A 20,920-nucleotide genomic window follows, 5' to 3' on the forward strand; every position below is an offset into this window, starting at 1 on the left:
CTGTGATCTGCAAGCTGAACTTGGGTTCCCGCCTCCGCGGGAACGACGGTCTTGCAGCCACTGGCCCAGGCACGTCGTTCCAGCGAAAGCTGGAACCCAAGTCCTCCGCACCGCCACTATCGCTCGCCAGAACACGAAACACACACCATGACGAACCAACCAAGTCTCTTTGAACAGCAACACGAGCCGTCCGACGTCGAGACGCTCACCCTCTCCACCTTCGCCGAGCGCGCCTACCTCGACTATGCCGTTTCGGTGGTCAAGGGCCGCGCGCTGCCGGACGTGTCGGACGGCCAGAAGCCGGTCCAGCGCCGCATCCTGTACGCGATGAATGAACTGGGCCTGGGCCCGACCGCCAAGCCGCGCAAATCGGCGGCCGTGGTCGGCGACGTGCTCGGCAAACTGCACCCGCACGGCGACCAGTCGGTGTACGACGCGCTGGTGCGCATGGCGCAGGACTTCTCGCTGCGCTACCCGCTGATCGACGGCCAGGGCAACTTCGGCTCACGCGACGGCGACGGCGCCGCCGCGATGCGCTATACCGAAGCGCGCCTGACGCCGATTGCCCGCATCCTGATGGATGAAATCGACATGGGCACGGTCGACTCGCAGCCGAACTACGACGGCTCGACCACCGAGCCGCGCACGCTGCCGGCGCGCCTGCCGATGGTGCTGCTCAACGGCGCCTCGGGCATCGCGGTCGGCCTGGCCACCGAGATCCCGTCGCACAATCTGCGCGAAGTGGCTGCCGCCGCCGTCGCCATGATCCGCAATCCGAAGATGTCGCACGCCGAGCTGATGGCCATCGTGCCCGGCCCCGACTTCCCGGGCGGCGGCCAGATCATCACCCCGGCGTCCAGCATCGCCGACATGTACGCGGTCGGCCGCGGTTCGATGAAGGTGCGCGCGCGCTGGAAGATCGAAGAACTGGCGCGCGGCCAGTGGCAGGCGATTGTCTACGAACTGCCGCCGGGCTGCTCGTCGCAGCGCGTGCTCGAAGAAATCGAAGAACTGACCAATCCGAAGGTCAAGGCCGGCAAGAAGGCGCTGCTGCCCGAGCAGCTCGCGCTGAAGAACACCGTGCTGGGCGCGCTCGATACGGTGCGCGACGAATCGGGCCGCGAAGCCGCGGTGCGCCTGGTGTTCGAGCCAAAGTCGAAGAACCAGGACCAGAACGAATTCATGCTGATGCTGCTCGCGCACACGTCGCTCGAGTCGTCCAGCCCGATCAATATGGTGATGATCGGCGGCGACGGCCGCCCGCGTCAAAAAGGCCTGGGCACGATCATCCAGGAGTGGATCGACTATCGCTTCACGACGATCCGCCGCCGCACCGACTTCAAGCTGGCCAAGGTCAACGACCGCATCCACATCCTGGAAGGCCGCGAGACGGTCCTGCTGAACATCGACAAGGTCATCGCCATCATCCGCAATGCGGATGAACCGAAGGCCGCGCTGATCGAAGAATTCCACCTGAGCGAACGCCAGGCCGAAGACATCCTCGAAATCCGCCTGCGCCAGCTGGCGCGCCTGGAAGCGATCAAGATCCAGCAAGAGCTGGCCGACCTGCGCAGCGAGAAGGAAAAGCTGCAGGACATCCTCGAGAACCCGTCGTCGATGAAGCGCCTGATCATCCGCGAAATCGAAGCCGACGCCAAGCAGTTCGGCGACGAGCGCCGCACCGTGATCGAAGAAGCACAGCGCGCAGTGGCCGAGCAGAAGGTCGTCGACGAACCGGTGACCGTCATCGTGTCCGAAAAAGGCTGGGTGCGTGCCCGCACCGGCATCGGCCACGACCCGGCGCAGTTCGCGTTCAAGGCCGGCGACTCGCTGTACAAGGCGTTCGAATGCCGCACGGTCGACCATCTGCTGGGCATTGGCGACAACGGCAAGGTGTATTCGGTGCCGGTGGCGGCGCTGCCTGGTTCGCGCGGTGACGGCGTGCCGATCACGACGCTGGTGGACCTGTCGGGCGGTATCCGCATCCTGCATTATTTCGCGGGTAATCCCGAGACGCGCCTGCTGCTGTCGACGTCGGATGCCTTTGGCTTCATCACCAAGGCGGGCGACATGGTCAGCCGTCTGAAAGGCGGCAAGTCATTCATCACGCTCAACGACGGCGCGACGCCGCTGCCGCCACGGATCGTGACCGACAGCTGCGGTGCGATCGCGTGCCTGTCCGAAAAGGGCCGCGTACTGGTGTTCGGCATTGACGAGATGAAGGTGCTGACCAATGGCGGCCGCGGCGTGACGCTGATGGAACTGGAGCCCAAAGAAACCATGCTGGCGGCGCAGCCGATCAACCAGAAAGGCCTGAACGTGATCGGCACCTGGGCCGGCGACAAGGCCCGTACGGTGGAACTGTTCGCGTCAGGCCTGGAGCCGCACTTCGGCAAGCGCTCGCGCAAGGGCAAGGCTTTGTCGGCGCGCATGAAGGCGCATGATCTGGGGATGCGGGCACTTGACGCCGATGCCGCGAAATCCTGACGCAACCACAGAGCGGCATAACGCCGCTCGTTGAATGCAAAAAATGCCGGCCTTCCGGCATTTTTCATTAGAGCGACTGCTTAGTTTTCAAAGCCGGGGTCAGGTCTGACATTCGGACACGACCTCAGCTCTAGCTACTTCCAATGGCGTCTATCCTGGAATTAACATAGAACGGGGCCAGCTCGTTCCGACTACATGACTGTCGAGATCGTGTCCAAATGTCAGACCTGACCCTCGCTTTTTCACTCACTCGTTGAACGCAAAAAAAATGCCGGCTGAGCCGGCATTTTTTATTGGAGCTAGTTGCTTAGTTCTTTGCAGCAGCCTTGTGCACGTCAGCCTGGGCTTCAGCGCGGACCTGTTCGGTCTTGGCAGCAGCGGTTGCCTTGTCGGCAGCAGCGTCGACCTGTGCTTTCAGCACTTTCTCGTCAGCCTTGATCATTTTCTTCTCGGCCTTCAGGTTCGCATCAGCGACTTTGCCTTCGGCCTTGGCCATTGCCTTGGCGCGGTCTTCAGGATCGGCCTTGGCGACGTTGGCAGCAGCGTCGGTGTGGGTCTTGACCAGCTTGGCGTGTGCATCGCCCTTGGTTTCGGTGGCCTTGGCCACGGTCTTGTTCAGCTTCTGGTCAGCCTTGACTGCGGCCTTGATTTCTTTTTGTTCTGCCTTGATGACGTCTTTCTCGGCGCTGGCTTCAGCCTTCACGATGCGGTTGTCCGCAGCGGTGGTGGTTGGTGCGGTGGTCTGGGCGTGAGCAGCGGTAACCATCAGGCCGGCGATAAGGGTTGCGATCAGTTTGTTCATGATAAGTTTCCTTTTGGTGGTCGCTGTACAGAGCGGGTTGCCCGTGCAGTCGTTGTTGTTGTTCAGTGATTCCAGAATACGGCGTCAAGACAGTCTGGTCTGTTAGCCACCACACGCAGAAATTGTCAGAGTTGTAAGCAAAGATTACTGACGAACAGAGCCCGCGTACAAATCAATGATGTCGGTGACCCCATCGCGGCACACCGGACAGAACGCATCGCTGCGATCGAACATCAGGCACTGCATCGCGGGCCGGTAGTAACCGCTGGCTTCGTAGTTGGCGCCTTCAAAAGCGCCGACCGCGTGGCGGTGCGGCTGCCGGTCGAACAGCGCGTTGGTCTGTTTGAGGTCTTCATGGAACAAGGCGCTCATTTCCGACTCCGGCCGGTTGGCCTCGCGCAGTGCGGCGCGCTTTTTTTGGTAGGCGCGCGACGCAGCTTCGTAGTCGGCCTTTGGCCATGGCGTCGGCAACGGCGTACCGGCCGTCACATGGCGCTGCCATTTGAGCTTGGCCGGGTCACGCAGTGCTGTCACGTTCGGCTCCCACGGCTCCATCCGTCCGCTCGCCGCGGCGTAGGCCACGGGCGATGTGTAGTACTCGTCGGCCAGGCCCGCGAAGTGGTGCCCGAATTCGTGTACGAACAGATAGTCGGCCCAGTCGTTGCCAGCTGCCGCGGTGCTGAACTGACCGAAGATCCCGCCACCGCCATAGGTGTCGTTGTTGACCAGGATCTCGATGAATTCATACGGCGCATGCTGGGCGATGTCGCGCAGCGCGCGGTTGTCGAGCGTGAGCACATAGCGCTCGCTGCCAAAAATGTCGTAGCGCGTGCCCAGCGCCGATGGGTGGTGAACGCCGGTCGATGGCCGGCTGATGCCCGACTGCGCGGTCGGCACGGCCATCGCCCAGACATTGAAGTCCTTCGCCCGCTCCTTGAATGGCGAGACCGAGAACAGGTGCGCCGACAGGCGCCGCGCATCCTGCTCGAATTTTTTCATCTCTGCCTCCGTGTAGCCATCGCCCAGGATCAGCAGGTCGACCTTGTCGGGCGACGGGCCGCTGACTTGAATTGGGATCGGCTTTGCCGCCGCCGGCGGCTGACGCTTGACCACGTCGGGTGCGTTTGGATCGACGTCGATGCTCCAGGCGACCGAAAACTGGTTGCGCTCGTCGCGTTTGAGGATGCGCACGCGCACCGGCTGCGCGAACTGGGGAAAGCGCACCGACTCGCTGAAACTGCGGCTGATGCGCCCTGCTTCCTCGGTCGTGCGCCACTCGCCGAACACGGTGGAAAAACCGCGCGAGTACAGGACGTCGCCCGTTTTCGAATCGACCACTTCGACCCGGTTCTGGCCACGGTTGGTGTCGTCCAGATTGCGCGCCGCGCTGCCGGGCCAGGGCAATGGCTCGATGACGACACGTTCGATCGCGTAGCTGTCCGCCAGCGCATTGCCGCTGTGCGCGTAGTCCAGGCGGACCGTGGCCGGCTGCGCGGCGTGGGCGAGTGAAGCGAACGCGCCAATCAGCAGCGCAGCAAAGGAATGAAACAGGCGCATCGCGAATCCCTGACAAGTAGATCGCGCTATTCTAAGCCCGCCGCGACCTGCAGCGACGCCGCCACCTGTCAGATGTGCCAGGCCAGGGCGATTGACCCGGCCGGGTAGCCACGCCACAATCGGCCTGGTCACCCTTGTCCATCCGGAGTTCCGATGTTCCGCCTGCGCGCCTGCCTTGTCGTTCCACTATTCAGTGCCTGCCTGGCCCATGCCGCTCCAATCTGCAAGCCCGGCCAGCCGGTCGACGAAAGCGGCTTCGTGGAGATCGGTGGCATCGCGCAGTGGGTCACCGTCAGCGGCGACGATTGCGCCAATCCGGTGCTGCTGTACGTGCATGGCGGCCCGGGCAATCCGACTTCGGTGTTTGGCGCCGGCCCGTATGCATCGTGGCGCAAGCACATCACGCTGGCCCAGTGGGATCAGCGCGGCAGCGGCATGACCTGGGGCCGTCACCGCCCCGGCGAGGACATCCCTTTGCGCATCGAACAGCTGCGCGACGATGGCCTCGACGTGGCGCGCTATCTGACGCAGCGTTTCGGCAGGGACAAGGTGATCCTGCTGGGCAGCTCGTGGGGCTCGATGATCGGCGCCCACATGGCCAAAGAAAAGCCGGGACTGTTCTGCGCCTATGTCGGCGTGGCCCAGCTGGTGGGTTACCGGGACAATGCCACGTCATGGAGCACGGTCATTGCGCGCGCCAGAACGGCGAACGACACTGCCACCGTCACGCAACTGGAGGCGCTCGGGCCGCCGCCCTGGACCAATCCGCGCAACTTCGGCATCGTGCGGCGCGCCGTGCGCAAGTACGAGGCGCCCAACATCGATCCGACGCCGCCACCCTGGTTCGAGGTGCTGCCTTTGTATGCTTCGCCGCAGGCAAAGGCCGACTACACCGAGGGCGAGGATTATTCGTTCCTGAAGTTCGTCGGCTGGAAAGGCGACGGCATGGCGTCCACGATGGACCTGTACCGCCTGGGCACACGCTACGAGCTGCCGGTCTATCTGGTGCAGGGAACAGAAGACCTGCTGACCGAGCCGAAGGTGACGCGCCGCTTCTTCGAGGCCATCACGGCGCCAGACAAGGCATTGATTGAGGTGCCGCGCGCCGGCCACGATCCGAACGGTCCGCTGATCGATGCACAGCGCCAGGTGCTGGCCGAACGCCTGCAGTGGCGCTGCGACTGAGCGATCACCGGTACTGATACAGCGGCCGTTGCACCACAATCGGCCGGATATCGAGCCGCACGTTGTAGACCGAATAGGCTTCGCTGTACGCCGACTGGTAGCCGACCGTCTCGTTCACGCGACCGAGCTTGAACTCGAAGCCGAGGTCGGGCCGGTCGGCATTCGGGCTGTCGAGCGACAGGCCGATTGCATCCGGCTGGTCGCTGTCGACCAGCTTGGACATCAGGTCGACCACCGTGCCGTTGCCGAGGATGTCGGCCGAGAACAGCGGCCCGCGCCAGTACGGCTTGTTCGCATCGAGCTTGCCGCGAACTTTCTCGGGCGCCGGTGTGAACACCTTGCTGTCCAGGTTGAAGCGGTCGCCGTTATCGAGATAGCTCAGGCGGCCGTTGCTGAGGTTGAAGGTGCCGTCGCGCGTGGCGGCATTGCTCAGGTCAACCAGCAGCGCGCCGCGATAGCCAAGCACTTCGACGTCGCGCTTCGGGCCCACGACCATCGCCGTGTTTTCGTCGATGCCCAGGCCGATGTTGTAGCCCTTGGCCAGCATCGCCGGCAGCATGCGCGCAAAGCGCCCGCGCACCAGCAGGTGCTGGTCGATGAAGACGTCGTCGCCGATGAAGCCCAGGCCGCGCGTGATCTGGCGGCCATCGGCCACGCCATGCTGCAGCGTGCCCAGCACCGAACGCGGATGGCCGAACATCGTGGCGCTCATGATGGCAGCGCCAGCGCTCGAGCCGGCGATGACGCCGCCGCGCCGGTACATGTCCCACAGCGCATCGAGCAGTTGCGTGTTGCTGCCATCGGGCCGGCGCAGCGCATTCGTAATGCGCGCCTGGTCGCCGCCCGAGAAGTAGGCACCGCCGGCCGAACGCACCGCCTCGACCAGCGCCGGATCTTCGGCCGCGGCGCGCACGTCGGAACCATCAAGGCGTTCGGCCACGGGGACGAAGAAGGCCTTGGCACCGTGCTGGTCCAGCCGTTCGATGAGATAGTTGCCAGCGCGTTCGGGGCTGGCCGAGGCCGAGGCAAACACCGCGATGCGGGCGTTCTTGCCGCCGGCAAGCTGCACGATGCGCGTCCAGACGGCGTCGTTGTCATCGCGCAGTGCGCCGCCGATGATGACGAGCGAGCCCTTGGGCTGCGGTGATGATGGCATGGACGGCGACTCGGCCGCGTGGCTATTGACGCTGGCGGCGACAGCCAGCGCGAGCGTGGCATGAACAACAATACGGACGACAGATTGGAACATGCGACTTCCCCCGATGAGTCATCAGCGTAAGCCTGATTCCAGTTTCACGTCGCCATGTTGAGTGCGCTCAGGATAAGTAGATGTTGGGAAAGTAACGCTCCATCAATGTCTCTGGACGCAACGGCGACGTAAACCCGAAGCGTTCGTACAGGCCGTGGCAATCCGACGTGGCCAGCGTGAAGCGGCGCAATTGCTGCAGGCTGGGATGCCGCATCACCACACCGATCAATTGCTTGCCATAACCACAGCCGCGGGATTCCGGCACGACGAACACATCCACCAGGTTCGCGAAGGTGGAAAAATCGGTGATCACGCGCGCGAAGGCGATCTGGCGACCATCGAGATAGCCCCCAAAGCACAGCGAGTTTTCAATGGCGCGCTCGACGACGGGCCGAGAAATGCCCACGGCCCAGGTGGACTGCTCGCTGAGGAAGCGGTAGATCATGGGAATGTCGAGACGGGTCTGGTCGGTGCTGACCTCGAAGCTGGAATCGTTCGTCATCATGGCCTGGACAAGGTGACAAAAAGTCATTCTAGCGCCGATTGGTACCAACGCAAGCGGCGATGTGGCGTGCCGCACCGGATTTTGCCAGGCCCCGCAAGGAAGTCTGTCCGCGAGCCGGCCTGCGAGCCCCGCCAGCCATGCCACATGGCACACGGGCAGCGCAGTTTATAATCGAAGGATCCCCAACCGGAATCCCACCATGACCGAACAATTCTCCAAAAAAGCCGAAGCCTGGTCTGCCCGCTTCTCCGAACCTGTATCGGATCTCGTCAAGCGCTACACCGCATCGGTCTTCTTCGACAAACGCCTGGCCCCGCACGATATCGAAGGCTCGCTCGCGCACGCCGAGATGCTGGCCGCGCAAGGCATCATCAGCGAACACGACCGCGCTGAAATCGAACGCGGCATGACGCAGATCCGGGCCGAGATCGACGCCGGCAGCTTCGAATGGCTGCTCGACCTCGAAGACGTGCACCTGAACATCGAAAAGCGCCTGACCGAACTGGTGGGCGACGCCGGCAAGCGCCTGCACACGGGCCGCTCGCGCAACGACCAGGTCGCCACCGACATCCGCCTGTACGTGCGCGCCGCGATCGACGACATCGTCACGCTGCTCGCCAGCCTGCGCGGCGCCCTGACGGACCTGGCCGAACGCCACGCCGACACGATCATGCCGGGTTTCACGCACCTGCAGGTGGCGCAACCGATCACCTTTGGCCACCACATGCTGGCCTACGTCGAAATGTTCGGCCGCGACGCCGAGCGCATGCTCGACGCGCGCCGCCGTGTGAACCGCCTGCCGCTGGGCGCCGCCGCCCTGGCCGGCACGACCTTCCCGATCGACCGCCTGCGCGTGGCCAAGACGCTCGGCTTTGACGACGTGTGCCACAACTCCCTCGATGCAGTGTCAGACCGCGACTTCGCGATCGAGTTCACGGCCGCCGCATCGATCCTGATGATGCACATCTCGCGCATGTCCGAAGAACTGGTCATGTGGATCAGCCCGCGCATCGGCTTCATCGACATCGCCGACCGCTTCTGCACCGGCTCGTCGATCATGCCACAAAAGAAGAATCCGGACGTGCCGGAGCTTGCCCGTGGCAAGACCGGCCGCGTATATGGCCACCTGATTGGCCTCCTGACCCTGATGAAGGGCCAGCCGCTGGCCTACAACAAGGACAACCAGGAAGACAAGGAACCGCTGTTCGACACGATCGACACCGTGATGGACACGCTGCGCATCTTCACCGACATGGCCTCGGGCATCACGGTCAAGGCCGAGAACATGCGCTCGGCAGCGCTGCAGGGCTATGCCACGGCCACCGACCTGGCCGACTACCTGGTCAAGCGCGGCCTGCCATTCCGCGACGCCCACGAAGCGGTGGCGCATGCCGTGCGCGCCTGCGACGTGGCCGGTTGCGACCTGTCCGAGATGTCGCTCGAGACACTGCAGACGTTCTCGCCGCTGATCGAAGAGGACGTGTTCGCGGTCCTCACGCTCGAAGGTTCAGTGGCCGCGCGCGACCACGTGGGCGGCACCGCGCCGAACCAGGTGCGTATCGCCATCGAGCGCGTGCGCAAGCAGCTGGCCGAGTAATTTCACATCCCTGGAGCGGGCCGGCGCTGCTACAGCGCCGGCCCGCTTTTCCATGCCCTTTTTAGATTGATGACGCCATGACCGCATTGCCCGCACGCGACTACGCCGCCTTCCTGTTCGACATGGACGGCACCATCCTGACATCCATCATCGCCGCCGAGCGCGTCTGGGCCGACTGGGCGCGCAGCCACGGGCTGGACGTCGACGTGTTCCTGCCGACGATCCACGGCAAGCGCAGCGTCGACACCGTGCGCGGCCTGGGCCTGCCCGATATCGACGCGGAAGCAGAAGCGCACCGCATCACGCTGGCCGAGATCGAGGACGTCGACGGCATTGAAGCGATTGCCGGTGTGGCTGCTTTCCTGGCCACGCTACCAGCAGAGCGCTGGGCAATCGTGACGTCGGCGCCGCGCGCGCTGGCCCAGGCGCGCATCGCCGCCGCGGGCCTGCCGCTGCCGCCGGTGCTGGTCGCGGCCGAAGACGTCAAGCACGGCAAGCCGGCGCCGGACCCGTTCCTGCTCGGCGCCGAGAAGCTGGGCATGCGCCCGGAAGAATGCCTCGTGTTCGAAGACACGCTGGCCGGCCTGCAGTCGGCCGCAGCCGCCGGCATGGACAGCGTGATGGTCACCGCGACGCACAAGCATCCGGTCGAAACCGACGTCACCGGCGTGCCGGATTACGATGATTTGCGGGCGATTCGCACGGGTGATGGCTTGCTGCGCCTGCAGCGCACGCGCTCGTGATTTTTTTTAAATCGTTCGACGTTCGTTGAACGCGTGGACGGGAGACCCGTCCACCCTACGATCGGTGGCATTGCGTAGGGTGGACGTGTTTCACGTCCACGCGTTCAATCAATGCAAAGACGATTCATCCACTGCGCGCTTCTGCACCAACGTCAAAATGTCATAACTGGCCACCAGCTCATCGCGCTGGTTGGTCACCTGCACGTCCCACGCGACCACGCCCTGCCCCCGTCCCTGCTCGTCCGTCCGGTTGCGATCGACCTTGCGCTTGCACGTCAGGCGCGCGCGGATCGTGTCGCCGATCGCCACCGGCGCCACGAAACGCAGGTTGTCCAGGCCATAGTTGGCCAGCACTGGCCCCGGCGCCGGCGAGACAAACAGGCCCGCGGCCGCCGACAGCACGAAGTAACCGTGCGCGATGCGCTGCCCGAACTGCGTGTCCTTGGCCGCGATGGCGTCGAAGTGCATGTAGAAGTAGTCGCCCGAAACGCCGCCGAAGTTGACGATGTCCGCTTCGCTCACCGTGCGCCGGTGCGTCAGCAGCGAGTGCCCGACTTCCAGATCCTCGAAATGCCGGCGGAACGGATGCAGGTCGCTTTCCTTGACCGCGCCACCGCGCACGTATTCGCCCGTGACGGCGCCGAGCATCGTGGGCGAACCCTGCACCGCCGCGCGCTGCAGGAAGTGCTTGACGGCGCGGATGCCGCCCAGTTCTTCACCGCCACCGGCGCGCCCCGGGCCGCCGTGCTTGAGTTGCGGCAGCGGCGAGCCGTGGCCGGTGCTGTCCACCGCCGCCTCGCGGTCGAGGATCAGCACGCGGCCGTGCGACGCCGCCACGATCGGCACCGCGTACGCAGCCAGCACCGGGTCTTTGGTCGCGAACGTGGTCACCAGGCTGCCCTTGCCGCGCGCCGCCAGTTCGAGGGCTTCGTCGATGTCGGTGTAGGTCATCAGGGTGCTGACCGGGCCGAAGGCTTCCACGTCGTGCACGGCGTCGTTGACCATCGCATTGCGGCATAACAGCAGCGTGGGCGAGAAGAAGGCGCCGCTGGCGACGTTCTCGCCCACCGGCTTGAACCCGTCGCGCGCACCGAACAGCACCTCGTTGCCGCGCGCGAGCAGCTCGACCCGCGCGCTCACGTCGCGGTGCTGGTCCATCGACGCCAGTGCGCCCATGCGCACACCTTCAACTTTCGGGTCGCCCACCGTGATCTTCGCGAGCCGCTCGCGCAGCCGCTCGCCGACCGCATCGACCAGCGCTTCGGGCACGATCACGCGCCGTATCGCCGTGCACTTCTGACCCGCCTTGCCGGTCATCTCGCGCGCGACTTCCTTGATGAACAGGTCGAACTCGGGATCGGACGGCAGCACGTCGGGCGCCAGCACCGCGCAGTTGAGCGAGTCGGCTTCGGCGGTGAACGGTACCGAGGCGCGGATCAGGTTCCCGTTCGCGCGCAGCATGGCGGCCGTGTCGGCCGACCCGGTGAACGTGACGGCATCAAAGCCGCCGAGGCGATCGAGCAGGTCGCCCGTGCTGCCGATCACGAGCTGCAGCGCGCCATCGGGCAGCAGGTTCGAGTCCACCATCATTTTCACCACCGCGTGGGTCAGGTAGCTGGTGGCGGTGGCTGGCTTGGCGATGCACGGCATCGCGGCCAGAAAGCTCGGCGCAAATTTTTCGAGCAGGCCCCAGATCGGAAAGTTGAAGGCGTTGATGTGCACCGCCACGCCGCCGCGCGGCACCAGGATGTGGGTGCCGGCAAAGCCGCCCCCCTTGCCCAGCGCGATGGCCGGACCTTCGTGCAGCACATTCGACGACGGCAGCTCGCGCGAGCCCATGCTGGCGTAGGCGAACAGCGTGCCGATGCCGCCTTCGACGTCGACCCAGCTGTCCTGGCGCGTCGCGCCGGTCAGGTGCGAGATGGCATACAGTTCTTCCTTGCGCTCCATCAGGTACAGCGCGAGCGCCTTCAGCGCGGCCGCGCGTTCCTGGAACGTCTGGCGCATCAGCGTCTTGACGCCCGTCTTGCGCGCAAAGGTGAGTGCTTCGTCGAAGTCGATCTTCTCGGCGTGCGTGTGATAGATCAGGGTGCTGTCGAGCGCGCTGTGCAGCGGCGTGTACGATGCGGCGCCGTGCCAGCGGCCGGCGATCAGGCTTTGCAGTGTCGGGATGTGGCCCATAAGGTCTCCAGTAGGTTCAGGACTTCGGCGTGTGCAGCGCGCTCGTGTCGAATGCAATGCGGCCACGGTCCGGCGCCACGGCGGTATCGGCATCGACTTCGCGCATTGTCTGCAGCGAGCGCACGGCCAGCTCGTGGTACTGGCGCGTGCCGAAACTCTTCCACGCGACGTCGTCGTCGGTCAGCGCGCGCACCACCTTGGCCGGCGTGCCCATAACCATCGAGCGCGGCGGGATGACCATCCCGGCTTTCACGAAGCTCATCGCGGCAACGATCGATTCCGCGCCGACGACCGCCTTGTCCATCACCACCGCGTTCATGCCGACCATCGCATTGCGCCCCACGCGGCAGCCATGCAGCACGGCGCCGTGGCCGATGTGGCCATCGACTTCGACCACGGTGTCTTCCAGCGGAAAGCCGTGCATCACGCACGAATCCTGCAGGTTGGCGCCTTCTTCGAGGATCAGGCGCCCGAAGTCGCCGCGCAGGCTCGCGCACGGGCCGATATAGCAGCGCGGGCCGACGATCACGTCGCCGATCAGCACGGCGGAAGGATGCACGTAGGCGCTTGGATGCACGACGGGCCGCACACCGTCGATTTCATAGACTTTGACCATGCTGCTAGACCCGCTCGACGATCAGGGCGATGCCCTGGCCGACGCCGATGCACATCGTGCACAGCGCGTAGCGCCCGCCTGTACGGTGCAGCTGGTTCACGGCGGTCATGACGAGGCGCGCACCGGACGCGCCCAGCGGATGCCCCAGCGCGATCGCGCCGCCGTTCGGGTTGACGTGCGCCGCGTCGTCCGGCACGCCCAGGTCGCGCAACACGGCCAGGCCCTGCGCGGCAAACGCCTCGTTCAATTCGATCACGTCCATCTGGTCCAGCCTCAAGCCCGTTTGCGCCAGCAGCTTCCTGACGGCCGGCGCCGGGCCGAAACCCATGATGCGCGGCGCCAGGCCGCTTGTCGCCATGCCGATCACGCGGGCACGCGGCGTCAAGCCGTGGCGCGCCGCGGCCTCGCCAGAGGCCAGCAGCAGCGCGCAGGCGCCATCGTTCAGGCTCGACGCGTTGCCGGCGGTGACCGAACCGTCCGGGCTTACCACGCCCTTCAGCTTGGCCAGCGCCTCGATGCTGGAATCGGCGCGCGGCTGTTCGTCGGTGTCGACGATGCGCGTTTCTTTTTTGCCCTGGAGCGTGACCGGCACGATCTCGTCCTTGAAGACGCCAGCAGCATGCGCCTGCGCCCAGCGCTGCTGGCTGCGCAGCGCGAATGCATCCTGATCGGCGCGGCTGACATTGAATTCGCGCGCCACGTTTTCGGCCGTTTCGGGCATCGAGTCGATGCCGTACTGCGCCTTCATGCGCGGATTGACGAAGCGCCAGCCGAGCGTCGTGTCCTCGATTTTCGCCGCGCGCGAAAACGCGCTGTCGGCCTTGCCCATGACGAACGGCGCACGCGTCATGCTCTCGACGCCGCCTGCGATCACCAGCTGCGCTTCGCCGGCCTTGATCGCGCGCGCGGCGGTGCCGATGGCGTCCATGCCCGAGCCGCACAGGCGGTTGATCGTGTTGGCCGGCACGTCCTGCGGCAGCCCGGCCAGCAGCGCGGCCATGCGCCCGACGTTGCGGTTGTCTTCGCCCGCCTGGTTCGCGCAGCCGTAGAACAGGTCGTCGACCTGGGTCCAGTCCACGCCGGGGTTACGGGCCATCAGCGCGGCGATGGGCAGCGCGGCCAGGTCGTCGGCGCGCACGGTCGAGAGTAGCCCGCCGTAGCGGCCGAAGGGTGTGCGGATGGCGTCGCAGATGAAAGCGTCAAGCATGCTGGTTTCCTTGTTCATTGTTTGGGACGGCCGTCGACCACGCGCCGGGCCTTGCCCGTCAGCGTGCGCTCGATGCCTTGCGGCGGCAACAGGCGCACACGCGTGGTCACGCCGACATAGGTCTTGATGCAGTGCTGCAGTTCACGCGCCTGCGCCTCGACGGCATCAGGCAGGAGCAGCGTATCGCGCAGTTCGCACAGCACCTCGAGCGTGTCGAGATGGCCGTCGCGCGCCACGACCAGCTGGTAGTGCGGCGCCAGTGCGGGCATGCGCAGCACCAGTTCTTCGATCTGGCTGGGGAACACGTTCACGCCGCGGATGATCAGCATGTCGTCCGAGCGCCCGGTGATGCGGCCCATGCGGCGCATCGCGCGCGAGGTCGGGGGCAGCAGGCGCGTCAGGTCGCGCGTGCGGTAGCGGATGATTGGCAGCGCTTCCTTGGTCAGCGACGTGAATACCAGCTCGCCCTCCTCGCCATCGGGCAGCACCTCGCCCGTGTCGGGGTCGATGATCTCGGGGTAGAAATGGTCTTCCCAGATCACCGGGCCGTCCTTGCTCTCGATGCATTCGCTGGCCACGCCCGGCCCCATCACCTCGGACAGGCCGTAGATGTCGACCGCATCGATACCGGCGCGCGTCTCGATCTCGCGCCGCATCGCATCGGTCCACGGCTCGGCGCCGAAGATGCCGACCTGCAGCGACGACGCTGCCGGGTCGAGCCCCTGGCGCGCGAATTCCTCGACAATGTTGAGCATGTACGACGGCGTGACCATGATGATCGATGGCTTGAAGTCGCAGATCAGCTGCACCTGTTTTTCGGTCTGCCCGCCCGACATCGGCACGACCGTGCAACCGAGGCGCTCGGCGCCGTAGTGCGCACCCAAGCCCCCGGTGAACAGGCCGTAGCCGTAGGCGATGTGCACCAGGTCGCCCCGGCGCCCGCCGGCAGCGCGGATCGAACGCGCGACGATGTTGGCCCAGGTGTCGATATCGTTCTGCGTGTAGCCGACCACGGTGGGCTTGCCGGTGGTGCCGGACGAGGCATGCACGCGCACCACCTGCTCGCGCGGCACCGCGAACATGCCGAACGGGTAGTTGTCGCGCAGGGCCTTCTTTTCGGTGAACGGAAATTTCGCCAGGTCGGCCAGGGTTTTTAAATCGCCCGGATGCACGCCTGCGGCGTCGAACGCGGTGCGGTAATGCGGCACGTTGTCATAAGCGTGCTGCAGCGTCCATTGCAGGCGTTGCAGTTGCAGCGCCTGCAGTTCGTCGCGGCTGGCGCGCTCGATCGGTTCCAGGTCGCCCGGTGCGGGAAGGTGTTGGACCATCTGTCGACTCCTTGTGGTTCAGGCGTCCACGGGCGCCACGGTGCCGCCGATGCGATGCGATTTGCCGCGAAACAGCGCGATGGTGCGCCCGTCCGCGGTCTTCACCGTGACGTCGTAGACGCCGGTTTTGCCCTGCAGCGCCTGCTCGGTGGCTTCGGCCACCAGCACGTCGCCCGCGCGGCCAGGGGCGAGATAATCGATCGTGCAGCCGGCGCCCACGGTGCTGAGGTTGTGCGAGTTGCAGGCGAAGGCAAAGGCGCTGTCGGCCAGCATGAAGATGTAGCCGCCGTGGCAGGTCGCATGCCCGTTGAGCATGTCGGCGCGCACCGTCATCGTCATCCGCGCGTAACCGGGCCGGATGTCATCCAGCACCATGCCCAGCGCCTGGCTGGCCGGGTCGCGTTCGAACATCGTGCGCCCGGCCAGCTCGGCGAGCATTTGTGCGTCTTCATGCATGAAAGCGCGCTCCCTGCGGATCGGCGGCCAGCTTGCGGCGCAGCAGCGGCGAGACGCGGTAGCGGTCTTCGCCATATGTCGCGGCCAGGTTCGACAGCACGGTCACGACCTGCCCCATGCCGATCGCGTCCAGCCAGGCCAGCGGCCCGCGCGGATAATTCACGCCCTTCTGCATCGCGATGTCCACGGCGCGCGCGCTGCACACGCCCTGGTGAACGGCGTCGGCCGCTTCGTTGGCCAGCATTGCCACCGTGCGCATCACGGCCAGGCCCGGGACGTCGTCCAGGCGCGTCACGACGAAACCGGCAGCCTGGAACAGGCCGACCGCCGCGCGCCAAGCCTCATCGCTACAGCCATCGGCACGTGCGAGCGCGATGCGCGGCGCCGTGGCCGCATCGAACAGCAGGTCGAACACGATCGTGTCGCGCTGGTTATCCGCCTGCGCGCGCTCGGTGGCGCTGCGCCCATCCGTGAGATGGATCGCCGCGCCGCCGCAGTACAGGCCCGGCGCCGCTTCGATCTCGGTCAGCTCGATGCCGGAAGCCTTCAACCGCGCGACGAGCGCATCGACGCCGCCGGGCGCGCCCGCGTACTTGATCGCCGCCGGCCGGTCGCAGGCAGCTTCGGAATGAACAACCGGCGCTTCCGCCCCGTCGCCGTAGCGATAGAACCCGCGTCCCGTCTTGCGGCCCAGATAACCCGCATTCACCAGCTCCTGCTGCAGCACCGAGGGCGTGAAATGCGGGTCGCCGAAGTACGCTGCGAACACCGATTGCGTGACCGAGAAATTGACGTCATGCCCGATCAGGTCCATCAGCTCGAAGGGCCCCATGCGAAAACCGCCGCACTCGCGCATGACGGCGTCGAGCGTGGCAACGTCCGCCGCCTGTTCAAGCAGCAGGCGCAGGGCTTCGCCATAGAACGGGCGCGCCACGCGGTTGACGATGAAACCAGGCGTCGACTTGGCGTGTACGGGACTTTTGCCCCATTTTTCGGCGGTGGCATACACGACCTGTGCGACTTCGCGCCCGGTCGCCAGGCCGCTCACCACTTCCACCAGCGCCATCAGCGGCGCCGGATTGAAGAAATGCATGCCGACCACGCGTTCGGGATGCGCCAGTTGCGCGCCGATCGCTGTGACCGAGATCGATGACGTGTTGGTCGCCAGGATGCAGTCGCTGGCAACGACTTCTTCGAGTGCGGCGAACAGCGCGCGCTTGACTTGCAGGTCTTCGACGATGGCCTCGATGACGAGCACCGCACCGGATGCTTCGTGCAAGGCATCGATGCGGCGCAGGCGCTCGCGCGCGAGATCGGATTCGACCGCGCCCATGCGCCCCTTCGCGACCAGGCGCGCATAGGTGGTGCCAATCTGCGCGATGGCCTTGTCGGCGGCGCCGGTGCGGGTATCGAACAGCAGAACCTGATGGCCGGCCGTGGCTGCGACCTGGGCGATGCCGGCGCCCATCGCGCCGCTGCCGATGACGGCAATCGTCGAATGCGGTGGCAGTGACTGCATCCCTAGTTCCCCTTGAACTGCGGCGCGCGCTTGGCCAGGAACGCGGCGACGCCTTCGCGGTAGTCGTGGCTGTTACCGAGTTCGCGCATCATGTCGGCTTCGAGCTGCAATTGCTGCTCCAGCGTGTTGGCGTAGCTGGCCTGAAAGGCGCGCTTGGTGAATGCCAGGCCCTTGGTCGGCGCCGCGGCAAAGTGCTTGGCCATGGCCAGCGCTTCGTCCATCAGGACGTCGTCCGGCACGCAGCGCCAGATCAGGCCCCAGGCTTCGGCTTTTTCGGCGCTGAGTTTTTCGCCCAGCATGGCCAGGCCCATCGCGCGCGCGGGGCCGATCAGGCGCGGCAAATGCCAGGTGCCGCCGGTGTCCGGGATCAGGCCCAGTTTGCTGAAGGCTTCGATGAAGCTGGCCGATTGGGCGGCCAGCACGATGTCGCAGGCCAGCGCCAGGTTGGCGCCGGCGCCGGCGGCCACGCCGTTGACGGCGCAGATGACGGGCATCGGCAGGTTCTTCAGCGTCAGCACGAGCGGCGCATAGAACTCCTCGACCGACGCGCCCAGGTCGACACTCGGGGCGCCCGGATCGACGGCGCGGTCGGCGAGATCCTGGCCGGCGCAAAAACCGCGGCCGGCCCCGGTCAGCACCAGCACGCGCACGGACTGGTCGGCCTGCACGCGGGTGAGCGCATCGCGCACTTCGAGGTGCATGGCGCGGGTAAAGCTGTTGAGGCGATCTGGGCGGTTCAGGGTCAGGATGGCGACGCCGCCTTCTACCTTGAACTGGATGCTGTCGTAGTTCATCGTGGTCTCCGTTTTTGTTCTGGTTGCGCGGTTATTCGGCGATATCGAAATCCACCACCACCTTGTCGGTCACCGGGAAACTCTGGCAGCTGAGCACGAACCCGCGCGCGACTTCATAGTCTTCCAGCGCGTAGTTGACGTCCATCTCCACTTCGCCATCGAGCACCTTGCAGCGGCAGGTCGAGCACACGCCGCCCTTGCACGAATAGCGCATGTCGATGCCAGCGCGCAGGCCCGCGTCCAGCAGCGATTCGGTGTCCCGATCCATCGTGAAGCTGGCGGCGCTGCCGTCCATGATCACGGTCACTTCGGTGTGCTGACGCGCGCTGGCAGCAACCGCGCGCGGCGTGCGCTCGCGGGTCGGCGCGCTCGCGGCAAACAGCTCGATGCGGATCTGCTCCTTGGCCAGCCCGGCCGCCTGCAACGCGCGCGAGACGCCATGCATCATGTCTTCGGGCCCGCAGATGAAGGCGACGTCGATGGCCTTGATGTCGATCCACTGGCGCAGGAACTGCGTGCACTTGTCTTCGGTGATGCGCCCGTTGAAGAGTTCAATGTCCTGCTGCTCGCGGCTCATCACGTAGACCAGGCGCAGGCGGTCCATGTACTGGTCCTTGAGGTCGGTGAGTTCGTCGCGAAACAGCACGCTCGACGAAGCGCGGTTGCCGTAGACGATCGTGAAGCGGCTGCCCGGTTCGGCCAGCAGCGTGGTCTTGACGATCGACAGGATCGGCGTGATCCCGCTGCCGGCGGCAAACGCCAGGTAGTGGCGAGCGCTGGCCGCGTCGAGCGGCACGTTGAAGTTGCCGCTCGGGGGCATGACGTCGAGCTGCGCGCCCGGTTGCAGGCTGTCGTTGGCCCAGCTGGAGAACTGGCCGCCGGGCGTGCGCTTGATCGCCACACGCAGCTGCTCGTCCTGAACCGCCGAACAGATCGAATACGAGCGGCGCACGTCCTCGCCATCGATCGTGGCGCGCAGCGTCAGGTACTGGCCCTGGCGGAAGGCGAAGGTTTCTTTCAATGCCGGCGGCACGTCGAACGTCACGCACACGGCGTCGCGCGTTTCGTGTTTCACCTTGCTGACGGTGAGTGGATGGAATTGGCTCATGCTGGGCTTTAATGACACTTGAAGTAATCGAACGGCTCACGGCAATCGAGGCATTTGTAGAGCGCCTTGCACGGGGTCGAGCCGAATTCACTGGTCAGCTGGGTGTGGGCCGAGCCGCAGTGCGGGCAACTCACGGCCGGCGCGGCGCGGCGGCGGATGCCGGCATGCAGGCCGCTGATGTCGATCGCCTGCTGCACGGGCGGCGCGATGCCGTAGCCGGTGAGCGCGGCCTTGCCGGCAGCGCTCATCCAGTCGGTGGTCCAGGCGGGCGCCAGACGCGTCGCGATGCGCACGCGCTCGAGGCCATGCGCGCGCAATGCGTCGCCCACGCTGTCGGCGATCACGGTCATGGCCGGACAGCCCGAATACGTCGGCGTGATCGTCACCACCCACGTGTCGTCGTCCAGCGTCACGTCGCGCACGATGCCCAGGTCGACGATCGAGATGACGGGAATTTCGGGATCGGCAACTTCGCCGAGCCAGGCCCAGACCTGCTCGACCGACACGGCCAGCGCAGTCATCACCAGGCCGCGCCCGGATAGGCGCGCTGCAGGAACTGCATCTCGGCCAGGATGAAGCCGAGGCGCTCGCTGTGCCGGCCCTGCTTGCCGCCGCGCTGCATCCAGGCGTCAGGCGAAGGCATGGTCAAGGTGGCTTCGGTGAATATGTCGGCCAGGTGGTTCAGGTAGGCTTCGCGCAGCGGCCCGACGGCCGGCGCCACGCCCTGTGCCACCATCGCCTCGTCGACCGCGTCGTACAGGAACATCTCGCCGCTGTACATCCACAGGTCGTCGAGCGCGGTCTGCATCATCGCGTGGCTGGTGGCCGTGCCGTCGCCCAGGCGCACCACCAGGTCGCCACTGCGGCGCAGGTGGTACGTGACTTCCTTGAGCGACTTGGCCGCGATTTCGACGATGCGCGGGTCGCTCGAGCGGGTCAGGCCATCCATCAAAAAGTAATGCCACGCATCGAACAGGAACTGGCGCATGACGACGTCGGCATAACTGCCATTGGGCTGCTCGAGCAGGATGCAGTTGCGGTACTCGCCGCCGTCACGCAGGAACGCAAGACGGTCTTCGTCGCGGCCCTGGCCTTCGAGTTCGGCGGCGTACGAGAGCCACATCCGGGTCTGGCCCAGCAGGTCGAGCGCCACGTTCGACAGCGCCATGTCTTCTTCGAGTGCCGGCCCCTTGCCGCACAACTGGCACAGTTGCTGCGACAGGATCAGGGCGTTGTCGCCCTGGCGCAGCAGGTAGTCGATTTTTGCATCCATGGGATTGGTCTCCGGCGCGCTCACAGATTCTTGACTTCTTCCGGCATCGGGAAGAACGTCGGGTGGCGATACACCTTGCTGTTTGCTGGCTCGAACAGCGACGATTTATCGGCCGGGCTGCTGGCGACGATGTCGGCGGCGCGCACGACCCAGATCGAGACGCCTTCGTTGCGGCGCGTGTAGACGTCGCGCGCGTTGTTGACGGCCATCTCGGCGTCAGGGGCGTGCAGGCTGCCGACGTGCTTGTGGGCGAGGCCGTGCTGGCTGCGGATGAAGACTTCCCACAGGGGCCATTCTTTGCTCATTGTTGTCT

At 65.5% G+C, this 20,920-nt stretch carries 19 protein-coding genes; 4 read left to right on the forward strand and 15 right to left on the reverse strand.

From position 1 onward, the window contains the following. The first annotated feature begins 147 nt into the window (after nucleotides 1-147). The gene (gene parC, locus ACZ0AJ_RS16880) at nucleotides 148-2,487 is read left to right on the forward strand and encodes a DNA topoisomerase IV subunit A (protein WP_499455680.1); all 2,340 of its coding nucleotides are present in this window, start codon (nucleotides 148-150) and stop codon (nucleotides 2,485-2,487) included. 307 nt (nucleotides 2,488-2,794) lie between these two features. Here parC and ACZ0AJ_RS16885 read toward each other — a convergent pair whose 3' ends face one another. Next, nucleotides 2,795-3,289, reverse strand: coding sequence for a hypothetical protein (locus tag ACZ0AJ_RS16885; RefSeq protein WP_183556267.1), 495 nt, complete (start codon nucleotides 3,287-3,289; stop codon nucleotides 2,795-2,797). 144 nt (nucleotides 3,290-3,433) lie between these two features. Continuing rightward, entirely contained in the window at nucleotides 3,434-4,846 is a 1,413-nt protein-coding gene (locus ACZ0AJ_RS16890; protein WP_499455648.1) for an IgA Peptidase M64, read from the reverse strand. A 153-nt stretch (nucleotides 4,847-4,999) separates the two neighbouring features. On the opposite strand from ACZ0AJ_RS16890, the gene ACZ0AJ_RS16895 reads away from it, so the two are divergent. Next, on the forward strand, nucleotides 5,000-6,031 hold the full coding sequence (locus ACZ0AJ_RS16895; protein ID WP_499455649.1) for an alpha/beta fold hydrolase: 1,032 nt from the start codon (nucleotides 5,000-5,002) through the stop codon (nucleotides 6,029-6,031). Nucleotides 6,032-6,035: 4 nt separating this feature from the next. Here the strand turns inward: ACZ0AJ_RS16895 and ACZ0AJ_RS16900 are convergent, their stop codons facing one another. Together ACZ0AJ_RS16900 and ACZ0AJ_RS16905 are read right to left on the reverse strand one after the other, a co-directional pair. Further along, the gene (locus ACZ0AJ_RS16900; protein WP_499455683.1) at nucleotides 6,036-7,280 is read right to left on the reverse strand and encodes a cyanophycinase; all 1,245 of its coding nucleotides are present in this window, start codon (nucleotides 7,278-7,280) and stop codon (nucleotides 6,036-6,038) included. A gap of 67 nt (nucleotides 7,281-7,347) precedes the next feature. Continuing rightward, the gene (locus ACZ0AJ_RS16905) at nucleotides 7,348-7,785 is read right to left on the reverse strand and encodes a GNAT family N-acetyltransferase (protein WP_499455652.1); all 438 of its coding nucleotides are present in this window, start codon (nucleotides 7,783-7,785) and stop codon (nucleotides 7,348-7,350) included. Between the two features lie 199 nt (nucleotides 7,786-7,984). Between ACZ0AJ_RS16905 and argH the strand changes: the two genes are divergently transcribed. Then, nucleotides 7,985-9,382, forward strand: coding sequence for an argininosuccinate lyase (argH, locus tag ACZ0AJ_RS16910; protein ID WP_332532226.1), 1,398 nt, complete (start codon nucleotides 7,985-7,987; stop codon nucleotides 9,380-9,382). 77 nt (nucleotides 9,383-9,459) lie between these two features. Next, the gene (locus ACZ0AJ_RS16915; protein WP_499455654.1) at nucleotides 9,460-10,125 is read left to right on the forward strand and encodes an HAD-IA family hydrolase; all 666 of its coding nucleotides are present in this window, start codon (nucleotides 9,460-9,462) and stop codon (nucleotides 10,123-10,125) included. A 108-nt stretch (nucleotides 10,126-10,233) separates the two neighbouring features. Here the strand turns inward: ACZ0AJ_RS16915 and paaZ are convergent, their stop codons facing one another. Genes paaZ through paaB form a run of 11 tightly spaced genes read right to left on the reverse strand, consistent with a single transcriptional unit; the run spans nucleotide 10,234 to nucleotide 20,912 of the window. Next, nucleotides 10,234-12,306 carry a phenylacetic acid degradation bifunctional protein PaaZ gene (gene paaZ / locus ACZ0AJ_RS16920; protein ID WP_499455656.1) on the reverse strand — a complete coding sequence of 691 codons (2,073 nt, stop codon included), beginning with the start codon at nucleotides 12,304-12,306 and terminating at the stop codon, nucleotides 10,234-10,236. A gap of 16 nt (nucleotides 12,307-12,322) precedes the next feature. After that, a complete protein-coding gene (locus ACZ0AJ_RS16925) occupies nucleotides 12,323-12,922 on the reverse strand; it encodes a phenylacetic acid degradation protein PaaY (protein WP_499455657.1) in 600 nt (199 codons plus the stop codon). A gap of 4 nt (nucleotides 12,923-12,926) precedes the next feature. Next, nucleotides 12,927-14,129: a 3-oxoadipyl-CoA thiolase gene (gene pcaF, locus ACZ0AJ_RS16930; RefSeq protein ID WP_499455686.1), complete on the reverse strand. Its 1,203-nt coding sequence runs from the start codon at nucleotides 14,127-14,129 to the stop codon at nucleotides 12,927-12,929. A 14-nt stretch (nucleotides 14,130-14,143) separates the two neighbouring features. Next, a complete protein-coding gene (gene paaK / locus ACZ0AJ_RS16935; RefSeq protein WP_499455658.1) occupies nucleotides 14,144-15,457 on the reverse strand; it encodes a phenylacetate--CoA ligase PaaK in 1,314 nt (437 codons plus the stop codon). Between the two features lie 18 nt (nucleotides 15,458-15,475). Continuing rightward, on the reverse strand, nucleotides 15,476-15,913 hold the full coding sequence (gene paaI / locus ACZ0AJ_RS16940; RefSeq protein WP_499455659.1) for a hydroxyphenylacetyl-CoA thioesterase PaaI: 438 nt from the start codon (nucleotides 15,911-15,913) through the stop codon (nucleotides 15,476-15,478). Continuing rightward, a complete protein-coding gene (paaH, locus tag ACZ0AJ_RS16945; protein WP_499455689.1) occupies nucleotides 15,906-17,432 on the reverse strand; it encodes a 3-hydroxyacyl-CoA dehydrogenase PaaH in 1,527 nt (508 codons plus the stop codon). Before paaH ends, paaI begins: the two co-directional genes overlap by 8 nt. Nucleotides 17,433-17,434: 2 nt before the next feature. Beyond that, a complete protein-coding gene (gene paaG, locus ACZ0AJ_RS16950; protein ID WP_499455661.1) occupies nucleotides 17,435-18,226 on the reverse strand; it encodes a 2-(1,2-epoxy-1,2-dihydrophenyl)acetyl-CoA isomerase PaaG in 792 nt (263 codons plus the stop codon). Nucleotides 18,227-18,257: 31 nt separating this feature from the next. Further along, nucleotides 18,258-19,334 carry a 1,2-phenylacetyl-CoA epoxidase subunit PaaE gene (gene paaE, locus ACZ0AJ_RS16955; protein WP_499455691.1) on the reverse strand — a complete coding sequence of 359 codons (1,077 nt, stop codon included), beginning with the start codon at nucleotides 19,332-19,334 and terminating at the stop codon, nucleotides 18,258-18,260. A gap of 8 nt (nucleotides 19,335-19,342) precedes the next feature. Next, entirely contained in the window at nucleotides 19,343-19,855 is a 513-nt protein-coding gene (gene paaD / locus ACZ0AJ_RS16960; protein WP_499455663.1) for a 1,2-phenylacetyl-CoA epoxidase subunit PaaD, read from the reverse strand. Then, entirely contained in the window at nucleotides 19,855-20,607 is a 753-nt protein-coding gene (gene paaC, locus ACZ0AJ_RS16965) for a 1,2-phenylacetyl-CoA epoxidase subunit PaaC (RefSeq protein ID WP_499455665.1), read from the reverse strand. The genes paaD and paaC overlap by 1 nt, the downstream gene beginning before the upstream one ends. 20 nt (nucleotides 20,608-20,627) lie before the next feature. Further along, complete coding sequence (gene paaB / locus ACZ0AJ_RS16970) at nucleotides 20,628-20,912, reverse strand: 1,2-phenylacetyl-CoA epoxidase subunit PaaB (protein WP_183556248.1); 285 nt, start codon at nucleotides 20,910-20,912, stop codon at nucleotides 20,628-20,630. Nucleotides 20,913-20,920 lie beyond the last annotated feature (8 nt).

The organism is Telluria sp. AC161 (assembly GCF_979258535.1).